Below are 10,886 nucleotides of genomic sequence, written 5' to 3' on the forward strand. Positions count from 1 at the left end.
TTCTGGGCCTGTCCGTCCCCGGCCGGGGACGGACAGGCCCTGAACAACGGCAAACGGCTCGATCGGCCACAAAGCCCGCCCGGATGGGCAGGCATACAACTCGGCCCGGCAGACGTACGGCTCAGCCGGGCAGGCCCTCGGGCGCACCCGTCCACTCCCGCAGCAGTCTCTCCCGCTCCGCGCCCCGGGGCGTCGTGCCCCCGGACGCACGGCCCCACTCCGACATCGCGGCCAGCGTCGTCGACATCGTCGCGGCGCCCTCCGTGAGGCGGGCCAGGAGAGCGCGGGAGAGGTCGATCTCGGTCTGCGGGTAGCCGTTGGCCGCGGCGACGTACGCCGTCGGTTCGTACTCGCCACCGGACGACTCCACGCGCACCGTCATCAGCGCCGAGGCCTCGTCCACCCGGCCCGGCCCCATGGGCAGAACCAGGTTCACCACCAGGCCCAGAGCCACGTCCTTGACCGCGCCGACCTGCCGCTTCAGGGACTTCACGGGGAGGTCGCTCACCGTGAGGGCCCGTACGTCCTCCCACAGATAGAGGCCGGACTGCCCGTCCCCCAGGGCCACCACGCCCTCGGGCGTCAGGCGCACCCCCGGTCCCGAACCGGACGGCTTCGCGCCCACGTACACGTCGCCCTCGGCGATCCAGAACAGGCCCACCATGGCCACGACTTGCTCCTCCCGATGACGGCACGCCGTCACGCCCAACACCGAAAACCAGGCGCGGAACATAGAACACTGAGCGCCGAACGATCGGACCCCGCGCCCGCTCCTACGCCTGGGACCGCCGCAGCCGCTGCGCGGCCTCCGTCGCCCAGTACGTCAGGATCATCTGCGCCCCGGCCCGGCGAAGGCCGGTCAGGCTCTCCATGATCGCCGCGTCCCGGTCGATCCAGCCCTTCTCGGCGGCGGCCTCGATCATCGCGTACTCACCGCTGATCTGGTACGCCGCGACCGGCACGTCCACCGCGTCGGCGACCTTCGCGAGGATGTCGAGGTACGGACCGGCCGGCTTCACCATGACCATGTCGGCGCCCTCCGCGAGGTCGAGCGCCAGCTCGCGCATCGACTCGCGGGCGTTCGCCGGGTCCTGCTGGTACGTCCGGCGGTCGCCCCTGAGCGAGGAGCCGACCGCCTCGCGGAACGGCCCGTAGAACGCCGAGGCGTACTTCACGGTGTAGGCGAGGATCGAGACGTCCTCGTGGCCCGTCTGGTCGAGCGCGTCACGGATCACGCCGACCTGGCCGTCCATCATGCCGCTGGGGCCCACCACATGGGCGCCCGCGTCGGCCTGGACCTGGGCCATCTCGGCGTACCGCTCCAGCGTCGCGTCGTTGTCGACCCGGCCGTCCTCGGTCAGCACACCGCAGTGACCGTGGTCGGTGTACTCGTCCAGGCACAGGTCGGACATGATGACGAGATCGTCACCGACCTCCGCGCGCACCGCGCGCAGCCCGGCCTGGAGGATGCCGTCCGGGTCGGTGCCCGCCGTGCCCCGGCCGTCCTTCTTCTCGTCCGTGGGAACGCCGAAGAGCATGATCCCGGAGACCCCGGCCGACACCGCCTCGACGGCGGCCTTCCGCAGGGTGTCCAGGGTGTGCTGCTGCACGCCGGGCATGGTCGAGATGGCGACCGGGGCGTCGATGCCCTCGCGCACGAACGCGGGCAGGATCAGGTTCGCCGCGTCGAGCCGTGTCTCGGCGACCATCCGCCGCATCGTCGGGGTCGTCCGCAGCCGCCGGGGGCGGGAGCCGGGGAAGTTTCCGTACACAGTCATCCTTCGAGATTAGACCCGTACACATCACCGTCTTACCGACACCCGTGCCGGGAAAGGCCGGGAGAGCACCTCGGAACGGGCAGGGGCCCGGCCGCCGAAGCGACCGGGCCCCTCACACACTCCGAAACACAGTCCGAGACGCCCTCGGACGCGCGGCTCAGGTCGTCGTACGACGCCGCCGCGCACCGGGACGCCGCTCGCTCGGCCGCGTCACCGGGTCACCGGCCTCCTTCGCCGCCTCCCGGCGCCGCGCGCCGAACTCGGCGAGGGCCTCGGCCAGCTTGTGCACCGAGGGCTCCGGGGACAGGACGTCGACCCGCAGGCCGTGCTCCTCGGCGGTCTTCGCGGTGGCCGGGCCGATACACGCGATCACCGTCACGTTGTGCGGCTTGCCCGCGATGCCGACCAGGTTCCGCACGGTCGACGACGAGGTGAAGAGCACCGCGTCGAAACCGCCGCCCTTGATGGCCTCGCGCGTGTCGGCGGGCGGCGGCGAGGCGCGGACCGTGCGGTACGCGGTGACGTCGTCGACCTCCCAGCCCAGCTCGATGAGCCCGGCCACCAGCGTCTCGGTGGCGATGTCGGCGCGCGGCAGGAAGACCCGGTCGATCGGGTCGAAGACCGGGTCGTACGGCGGCCAGTCCTCCAGCAGACCGGCGGCGGACTGCTCGCCGGACGGCACCAGGTCCGGCTTCACACCGAAGTCGACGAGCGCGGCGGCGGTCTGCTCGCCCACGGCCGCGACCTTGATCCCGGCGAAGGCACGGGCGTCGAGCCCGTACTCCTCGAACTTCTCCCGGACGGCCTTCACGGCGTTGACGCTGGTGAAGGCGATCCACTCGTAGCGGCCCGTGACCAGCCCCTTGACCGCACGCTCCATCTGCTGGGGCGTACGGGGCGGCTCGACGGCGATCGTCGGGACCTCGTGCGGCACGGCACCGTAGGAACGGAGCTGGTCGGAGAGCGACGCGGACTGCTCCTTCGTGCGCGGTACGAGCACCTTCCAGCCGAACAGCGGCTTGGACTCGAACCACGCGAGCTGGTCGCGCTGGGCGGCGGAGCTGCGCTCACCGACCACGGCTATGACGGGCCGGTGGCCCTCCGGCGACGGCAGCACCTTCGCCTGCTTCAGGACCTGGGCGATCGTCCCGAGGGTCGCCGTCCAGGTGCGCTGGCGGGTCGTCGTGCCGGCGACCGTCACGGTCAGCGGGGTGTCGGGCTTGCGGCCCGCCGAGACCAGCTCACCGGCGGCCGCGGCCACCGAGTCGAGCGTCGTCGAGATCACGGCCGTGGCGTCGCTCGCGCCGACCTCGGTCCAGCAGCGGTCGGAGGCGGTGCGGGCGTCCACGAACCTGACGTCCGCGCCCTGCGCGTCACGCAGCGGCACACCGGCGTACGCGGGCACACCCACGACGTTGGCGACGCCCGGCACGACCTCGAAGGGAATGCCGGCGGCGGCGCAGGCGAGCATCTCGGCGCCCGCGCTCCCGTCCAGTCCCGGGTCGCCCGAGACGGCACGGACGACCCGCCTGCCGCCCTTCACTGCCTCCATGACAAGATTGGCCGCGTCCCTGAGAACGGGCACACCGGCGGCTGCTGACTGCGCGTCAACAACCGTCAGCTCAGGTGTGCTTACGCTTGCCCGCGCATGGCAGCGAACGACGCCGAGGACGTCCGGCTCGGCGACAAGGACGTCCGCGCTCGCAAGCGCCTCGACGGCGCGCAGAGTCAGCAGTCCCGGGTCGCCGGGACCGGCGCCGAGGAAGGTGACGTGCCCTTGTGCGGACAGGGCCGGAAAGTCGGATGCGGCGGGGCCGGTGGGGCTCAAAGTGCTCGCTCCCCCATAAGACCGGCCGCACCCTTGGCAAGCATCTCGGACGCGAGCTCGCGACCGAGGGCCGCCGCGTCGTCCTGCGACGTGGGAACGGGACCGGTGGTGGACAGCTGCACCAGCGAGGAACCGTCGGTGGAACCGACGACTCCGCGCAGGCGCAGTTCGTTGACAGCCTGTCCGTCGACCAGGAGGTCGGCCAGCGCACCCACAGGTGCGGAGCAACCGGCCTCCAGGGCGGCGAGCAGGGCACGCTCGGCGGTCACGGCGGCCCGGGTGTACGGGTCGTCGAGCTCGGCGAGCGCGGCGGCGAGGTCGGCGCTGGTCGCAGCGCACTCGATCGCCAGTGCTCCCTGGCCGGGAGCGGGCAGGACGGTGTCGACCGACAGGAAGTCGGTCACCTCACCGGTCCGGCCGAGGCGGCTGAGACCGGCCGCGGCGAGTACCACCGCGTCCAGCTCACCGCTCCGGACAAATCCGATACGCGTATCGACGTTCCCCCGGATCGCCACCGTCTCGATGTCGAGGCCGTGGTTACGGGCGTACGCGTTGAGCTGCGCCATGCGGCGCGGCGAGCCGGTACCGATGCGGGCGCCGGACGGCAGCTGCTCGAAGGTCAGCCCGTCCCGCGCCACCAGTACGTCGCGCGGGTCCTCGCGCACCGGCACGGCGGCCAGCACGAGGCCCTCGGGCTGCGCGGTCGGCAGGTCCTTGAGCGAGTGGACGGCGAAGTCCACCTCACCGCGCAGCAGCGCGTCGCGCAGCGCCGCGACGAACACACCGGTGCCGCCGATCTGCGCGAGGTGCTCCCGCGAGGTGTCGCCGTACGTGGTGATCTCGACGAGCTCGACGGCGCGCCCGGTCACCTCGCTGACGGCGTCGGCGACCATGCCGGACTGCGCCATGGCGAGCTTGCTGCGCCGGGTGCCGAGCCTCAGCGGCTTGTCGGCCCCCGCGACCGGGGTTGAGTTGTCGGTCATGACCGCCCTCGATTCGGGTCGTTCAGGTCTGCCCGGGAGACGGCGGCGACCGTCTGCGGGTCGAGGTCGAAGAGTTCCCGCAGCGCATCGGCGTACCCGGCACCGCCGGGCTCGCTGGCGAGCTGCTTGACCCGCACGGTGGGCGCGTGCAGGAGTTTGTCGACGACGCGGCGCACGGTCTGCGTGATCTCGGCGCGCTGCTTCTCGTCCAGGTCGGGGAGGCGTCCGTCGAGCCGTGCGATCTCGCCCGCGACCACTCCGGCGGCCATCGTGCGCAGCGCGACGACGGTCGGGGTGATGTGGGCGGCGCGCTGAGCGGCGCCGAAGGCGGCGACCTCGTCGGCGACGATGGTGCGCACCTGGTCCACGTCGGCCGCCATCGGGGCGTCCGCCGACGCCTCCGCGAGCGACTCGATGTCGACGAGGCGCACACCGTCGAGCCGGGCGGCCCCGCCGTCGATGTCACGCGGCATCGCGAGGTCGAGCAGGGCCAGGCGTACGGGGCCGGCGCCCTGGGCGGGCACGGTGGCCCGGCGGACCGCCTGGCGCACCGCACCGGCGCTGCCGTTCTCCACCCAGGCGGCGTGCCGGTCGGCATCGGCCGGGGCGGGAGCGGGCACCGCGGGTGCGGCGGGCGTCTCCGGGGCATCGTCGATGTCCAGTCCGAGCGCGGTGGCGACGGCCTCCGCGGTCAGCACCAGACCGGTCGCACCGGTGCAGGAGACGACGACATCGGCACGTGTCAGTTCGTCGCGGACCGCGGCCATCTCCACGGCACGGGCGGCCACGCCGGTGCCCCCGGGCTGGACCAGGATCTCGACGAGCCGGTCGGCGCGGGCCCGGGTCCGGTTGGCGACGACGATCTCGGCGACGCCGGTACGGGCCAGGGTGGCGGCGGCGAGCGAGGACATCGAGCCCGCGCCGATCACCAGCGCGCGCTTGCCCGCGGCCCAGCCGGCGACGTCCGTACCGGCCGCGAGCTGTTCGAGACCGAAGGTGACGAGCGACTGCCCGGCCCGGTCGATCCCGGTCTCGCTGTGGGCCCGCTTGCCGACCCGCAGGGCCTGCTGGAACAGGTCGTTCAGCAGCCGGCCGGCGGTGTGGAGCTCCTGCCCCAGCGCCAGCGCGTCCTTGATCTGGCCGAGGATCTGGCCCTCGCCGACGACCATCGAGTCCAGCCCGCACGCCACCGAGAAGAGGTGGTGGACGGCCCGGTCCTCGTAGTGCACATAGAGATACGGAGTGAGCTCGTCCAGCCCGACGCCGCTGTGCTGGGCGAGGAGCGTGGACAGCTCGGCGACGCCCGCGTGGAACTTGTCCACGTCGGCGTACAGCTCGATGCGGTTGCAGGTGGCCAGCACGGCGGCCTCGACCGCGGGCTCCGCGGCGAGCGTGTCCTGGAGCAGCTTGGCCTGTGCCTCGGCGGGCAGCGAGGCCCGCTCCAGTACGGAGACCGGGGCGCTGCGGTGGCTCAGTCCGACGACGAGAAGGCTCATGCGGGCATCACGGCGGGCATGTCCCCGTCAGGTCCCTTCCGGCCGCCGGAGGCCGAACGCACCGGGGGTGCGGCCGGGTCCGGGCTGCTCTCGGTGGTGTCCTCGCCGGCCTTGCGCTGCTCGTGGAAGGCGAGGATCTGGAGCTCGATGGAGAGGTCGACCTTGCGGACGTCGACGCCGTCGGGCACGGACAGCACGGTCGGCGCGAAGTTCAGGATGGAGGTGACGCCCGCCGCGACGAGCCGGTCGCAGACCTGCTGCGCGGCACCGGCCGGGGTCGAGATGACACCGATCGACACGCCGTTGTCACCGACGATCCGCTCCAGTTCGTCGGCGTGCTGCACGGGGATGCCCGCGACCGGCGTTCCGGCCATCGCGGGGTCGGCGTCGATCAGCGCGGCGACCCGGAAGCCGCGGGAGGCGAACCCGCCGTAGTTGGCGAGGGCGGCGCCGAGGTTGCCGATGCCGACGATCACGACCGGCCAGTCCTGGGTGAGCCCGAGTTCGCGGGAGATCTGGTACACGAGATACTCGACGTCGTAGCCGACGCCGCGGGTCCCGTACGAGCCGAGGTAGCTGAAGTCCTTGCGCAGCTTGGCGGAGTTGACCCCCGCCGCCGCGGCGAGTTCCTCGGACGAGACCGTGGGTACCGAGCGCTCGGAGAGCGCGGTCAGTGCGCGCAGATACAGCGGAAGTCGGGCGACGGTGGCCTCGGGAATTCCTCGGCTACGGGTCGCCGGTCGGTGAGTTCGGCCAGTTGCCACGGTGCTCCTGCGGGATGAGCGGGGCTGCAGGCGGCCGTATTTCCCAAGACCGCCCCGTCGAATGCAGGCTATGTCTTTGTGAACGCGTGCACAAAGATAGTGTCCGTTTTGTCCGGTCAAAGTGACCGGGGTCACGCACATTCGTCGCGCGATCCCGGAACCAAGGATCGCATCAGCCCGTTGCGGGCCCGAAGGGGGCAAAGCGGCACACACTCCTCACAGCCACTCCCCCGAGAGCACTCAAAACGCCCACGATGGTAACCGTCTTTCGCTCATGACCCCAGTGCCTCGCGCAGCCTCGCCGGGTCCACCCGCCAGAACGTGTGCTGTTCGTCATCGATCAGCACCACCGGAATCTGCTCCCAGTACTCCCGGTGCAGCTCCGCGTCCACGGTGATGTCCTTCTCCTCCCAGGACGCGCCGGTCTCCTCGCACACTTCCCGCACCACCCGCCTCGCGTCGTCACAGAGGTGACACCCGGGCTTCCCGACCAGCGTCACCACGCGGTCCGCAGGCTTCTTCTTCGCACGTCTAAACAGGGCACTCATGCCTTCATTCTGCGCCGGGAGGGAAGCTGTTCCACCCTTGAGCCGTTACGTCCGGAATCACCCGTTTCGACAAATCGGCGGCCGAGAGTTCACGCCGCGGCATCCCGGCAGGTCGGGAAGGGCCGAACCGACTGGCTATGCTCACGACATGGCCGCTCTTGGATGGCTCACACCCCGTAGGCGCCCCGCGACAGCACGGAGCGTGCTGGCCGGCGAGGCAGCAGCTGAGGCAGCGCGGAAATCCACCCTCCCCGACGATCAGCCCCCCGGCACCGAGCAGGGCGCCGCCGCGAAGGCGGAGGCCGAGGAGGCACCCTTCCCCGTCGTCGGTGACGAACGGGCCGCCGCCTTCTTCGACCTGGACAACACCGTCATGCAGGGCGCGGCGATCTTCCACTTCGGCCGCGGCCTGTACAAGCGGAAGTTCTTCCAGCGCCGCGAGCTGACCCGGTTCGCCTGGCAGCAGGCCTGGTTCAGACTCGCGGGCGTCGAGGACCCGGAACACATGCAGGACGCCCGCGACAGCGCCCTGTCCATCGTCAAGGGCCACCGGGTCTCCGAGCTGATGTCCATCGGCGAGGAGATCTACGACGAATACATGGCCGACCGCATCTGGCCCGGCACCCGGGCCCTCGCCCAGGCCCACCTCGACGCCGGGCAGCGCGTCTGGCTGGTCACCGCGGCCCCGGTGGAGACCGCCACGATCATCGCCCGCCGGCTCGGCCTGACCGGCGCGCTCGGCACGGTCGCCGAATCCGTCGGCGGCGTCTACACCGGCCGGCTGGTCGGCGAGCCGCTGCACGGCCCCGCGAAGGCCGAGGCGGTCCGCGCCCTGGCCGCCGCCGAGGGCCTGGACCTCGACCGCTGCGCGGCGTACAGCGATTCGCACAACGACATCCCGATGCTGTCCCTGGTCGGACACCCGTACGCGATCAACCCGGACGCCAAGCTCCGCAAGCACGCCCGCGCGCTCGACTGGCGGCTGCGGGACTACCGGACGGGCCGCAAGGCGGCCAAGGTCGGCATCCCGGCCGCGGCCGGTGTCGGCGCGATCGCGGGAGGCACCGCGGCCGCCGTCGCCCTGCACCGCCGCCGCCGCTGAACCCCGGCCTGTCCAGGCCCGCACCCGTCCCGCCCCGTCCCGGCCCCCGCCGAGGGCCGGGTCGGCCACGCCCGGACCCCGCCGGCCGATCAGGATGCCCTACCCACCGACCGCTCCGGCCAGTCGCGTTGCTCGCACACGACCACAACCCGTCGCCCCGACAGGCAGATAGCGAAGTAATTCGATCAATAAGCGGTCACGATGTGCTACTTGATGCGCCGTTTAGTCGCTACAGAAGCGACGTAATCGATGATTTGAGCAACTGGGTGTAGCACCGCCTGTACGAAGCGTTATTCTCCTCAGACGCATTCCGGAACCCACCACTCACCACGACGAGTGACGGTTTCGCACTGAACGTGATGGAAGCTCTGCCTCTGGGAGTCCCGTGTACCCACACGTCGGGGTTGACGCCTCGGGCCTGGCTACGCTGCGCGCATCGGTCGCCGACCGCTTGCGCGGCTTCGTCCCCACCGCGTACGCCGTACCCGCATTTGCCACCCCTGCACCTGCCGGCCCCTGCTACGCCCTGGCCGAACGCAGTGCGGCGGTCGGAAGACGCAGCAACCGCGGCGCAACGACCACGTCCACCGTTCGCCGGCCGACCGCCGACAGCGACAGCGCGCGCATGATGGATCTCGTCGAGCGCGCACAGGCCGGCGAGGCCGACGCCTTCGGCCGCCTCTACGACCAGTACAGCGACACCGTCTACCGCTACATCTACTACCGCGTGGGCGGCAAGGCGACGGCGGAGGACCTCACCAGTGAGACCTTCCTGCGCGCCCTGCGCCGCATCTCCACGTTCACCTGGCAGGGCCGCGACTTCGGCGCCTGGCTGGTCACCATTGCCCGCAATCTGGTCGCCGACCACTTCAAGTCCAGCCGCTTCCGGCTGGAAGTGACCACTGGCGAAATGCTCGACGCCAACGAGGTCGAGCGCAGTCCCGAGGACTCCGTCCTGGAGTCCCTCTCCAACGCCGCGCTGCTCCAGGCCGTGCGCCGGCTCAACCCCCAGCAGCAGGAGTGCGTGACCCTGCGCTTCCTGCAGGGCCTCTCGGTCGCCGAGACCGCCCGGGTCATGGGCAAGAACGAGGGCGCGATCAAGACCCTTCAGTACCGCGCCGTCCGCACGCTGGCCCGGCTCCTCCCGGACGATGCCCGCTGACCGCACCCCCGGCCGAGTGACTCTCGGCAACGCCACCGTCACGCACTGGTCCGATCATCCTTCGTGCGTAACCCAAGTGCCGCGCCCCTCGTTGTGCCGGTTGCAGGCCCCCTGTCGTCGCCCCATGTCCGCCGACACTCACTCATTCGTGTGGAAGCGCTCAAGGTGTGCAACCTTCCGGACCCCCAGGGGAGTCGACCGTCATGACGAGAGGAGGTGCCGCCAGTGATCGCAAACGTTTCGGCACACCGGCGGGCGAACGCCTTCGCCCAGGCCCTGGAGGAGCAGTCGCTCCGCGGTGCGGCGGCCGCACAGCCCGAGGAACCGGCCGAACCGGCCGACCACGGACCGTTGTTGGCCCTGGCGAACGGCCTCGGTGAGGTACCGAGGCCGGAGTTGGATCCCGAGGTCAAAATGGTGCAGCGAGCCCAGCTCGTCGCCGCCATGGAGGCCATGTTCACCGAGGGCGGCGCGTCCGCGGGCCCTACGGTGCCCGAACAGCGGACCAAGGGAGCCCACCGGGCCTCCCCGCTCCGGAAATTGCGTCCGCGTTCACGCTGGACGAAGGGCCTCGCGGCCGGCGGACTCACCGTCGGTGTGGCGGCGGGCGCCTTCGGCGGAGTGGCCGCTGCCAGTTCCGACGCCCTGCCGGGTGATTCGCTGTACGGGCTCAAGCGTGGCATGGAGGACATCCACCTCGGCATGGCCAGCGGCGACGCCGACCGCGGCGAGGCCTACCTCGACCAGGCGTCCACCCGGCTCAGCGAGGCCCGCCGGCTGATGGAGCGCGCCCGCTCCGGCGACCTGGACCACGAACAGCTCGGCGAGGTCAGGCGCACGCTCAACGGCATGATGCACGACGCCGGCGAGGGCCACCGCCTGCTCCACTCCGCCTACCGGCAGAACGGCGCCATCGGCCCCATCCAGACCCTGGACTCCTTCTCCCGCTCGCACCGCGACAGCTGGACCAGCCTCCGCGACCGGCTCCCCGTACAGCTGACGGACGTCGGCGACCAGGTCAGCTCGGTCTTCGACGCCATAGACGAAGAGGTCCAGCCGCTCCAGTCACTGCTGCCCCGCACCCCGGACAGCAGCGGCGACGCCCGGCGGTCCGGCACTGCGGAACAGGGCACCCGCCCCTCGCACACCGCCCCCTCCGCACCCACGTCGCCGGAAGCCTCCCAGGGCCGTACGGGCGACAGCGCCACGCCCCGTCCCTCGGGCT

The 10,886-nt window shown here is 71.5% G+C and carries 10 protein-coding genes; 3 read left to right on the top strand and 7 right to left on the bottom strand.

What is annotated here, in order from left to right; translation table 11 throughout:
- Positions 1-121: 121 nt before the first annotated feature.
- The 7 genes from AADR41_RS38780 to AADR41_RS38810 form a co-directional block, all read right to left on the bottom strand.
- Entirely contained in the window at positions 122-664 is a 543-nt protein-coding gene (locus AADR41_RS38780) for a hypothetical protein (RefSeq protein WP_342286920.1), read from the bottom strand.
- Positions 665-773: 109 nt separating this feature from the next.
- Positions 774-1,778, bottom strand: coding sequence for a porphobilinogen synthase (gene hemB, locus AADR41_RS38785; RefSeq protein ID WP_342286910.1), 1,005 nt, complete (start codon positions 1,776-1,778; stop codon positions 774-776).
- A 157-nt stretch (positions 1,779-1,935) separates the two neighbouring features.
- Entirely contained in the window at positions 1,936-3,606 is a 1,671-nt protein-coding gene (locus AADR41_RS38790) for a uroporphyrinogen-III synthase (protein WP_342286911.1), read from the bottom strand.
- On the bottom strand, positions 3,603-4,589 hold the full coding sequence (gene hemC, locus AADR41_RS38795) for a hydroxymethylbilane synthase (RefSeq protein WP_342286912.1): 987 nt from the start codon (positions 4,587-4,589) through the stop codon (positions 3,603-3,605). Before hemC ends, AADR41_RS38790 begins: the two co-directional genes overlap by 4 nt.
- Complete coding sequence (locus AADR41_RS38800; RefSeq protein ID WP_342286913.1) at positions 4,586-6,085, bottom strand: glutamyl-tRNA reductase; 1,500 nt, start codon at positions 6,083-6,085, stop codon at positions 4,586-4,588. Before AADR41_RS38800 ends, hemC begins: the two co-directional genes overlap by 4 nt.
- Complete coding sequence (locus AADR41_RS38805; protein ID WP_342286914.1) at positions 6,082-6,849, bottom strand: redox-sensing transcriptional repressor Rex; 768 nt, start codon at positions 6,847-6,849, stop codon at positions 6,082-6,084. Before AADR41_RS38805 ends, AADR41_RS38800 begins: the two co-directional genes overlap by 4 nt.
- A gap of 272 nt (positions 6,850-7,121) precedes the next feature.
- The gene (locus AADR41_RS38810) at positions 7,122-7,397 is read right to left on the bottom strand and encodes a glutaredoxin family protein (RefSeq protein WP_342286916.1); all 276 of its coding nucleotides are present in this window, start codon (positions 7,395-7,397) and stop codon (positions 7,122-7,124) included.
- Between the two features lie 148 nt (positions 7,398-7,545).
- Here AADR41_RS38810 and AADR41_RS38815 point away from each other — a divergent pair, with 148 nt between their 5' ends.
- The 3 genes from AADR41_RS38815 to AADR41_RS38825 all read left to right on the top strand — a co-directional run.
- Positions 7,546-8,499 (top strand): HAD family hydrolase, encoded by a 954-nt coding sequence (locus AADR41_RS38815; RefSeq protein WP_266690209.1) that lies wholly within the window; start codon positions 7,546-7,548, stop codon positions 8,497-8,499.
- Positions 8,500-8,884: 385 nt separating this feature from the next.
- Positions 8,885-9,661 carry an ECF subfamily RNA polymerase sigma factor, BldN family gene (locus tag AADR41_RS38820; RefSeq protein ID WP_266915138.1) on the top strand — a complete coding sequence of 259 codons (777 nt, stop codon included), beginning with the start codon at positions 8,885-8,887 and terminating at the stop codon, positions 9,659-9,661.
- Between the two features lie 225 nt (positions 9,662-9,886).
- On the top strand, positions 9,887-10,886 hold a 1,000-nt coding region (locus AADR41_RS38825; protein ID WP_342286918.1), incomplete at its 3' end, for a DUF5667 domain-containing protein.

It is taken from the genome of Streptomyces sp. CLV115, assembly GCF_038448545.1.
Classification (GTDB): Bacteria; Actinomycetota; Actinomycetes; order Streptomycetales; family Streptomycetaceae; genus Streptomyces; species Streptomyces sanglieri.

Coding starts and splice junctions, on each gene's coding strand:
- hemC (WP_342286912.1), bottom strand. CDS start 4,589: ATGACCGACAACTCAACCCCGGTCGCGGGGGCCGACAAGCCGCTGAGG.
- hemB (WP_342286910.1), bottom strand. CDS start 1,778: ATGACTGTGTACGGAAACTTCCCCGGCTCCCGCCCCCGGCGGCTGCGG.
- AADR41_RS38810 (WP_342286916.1), bottom strand. CDS start 7,397: ATGAGTGCCCTGTTTAGACGTGCGAAGAAGAAGCCTGCGGACCGCGTG.
- AADR41_RS38800 (WP_342286913.1), bottom strand. CDS start 6,085: ATGAGCCTTCTCGTCGTCGGACTGAGCCACCGCAGCGCCCCGGTCTCC.
- AADR41_RS38780 (WP_342286920.1), bottom strand. CDS start 664: ATGGTGGGCCTGTTCTGGATCGCCGAGGGCGACGTGTACGTGGGCGCG.
- AADR41_RS38815 (WP_266690209.1), top strand. CDS start 7,546: ATGGCCGCTCTTGGATGGCTCACACCCCGTAGGCGCCCCGCGACAGCA.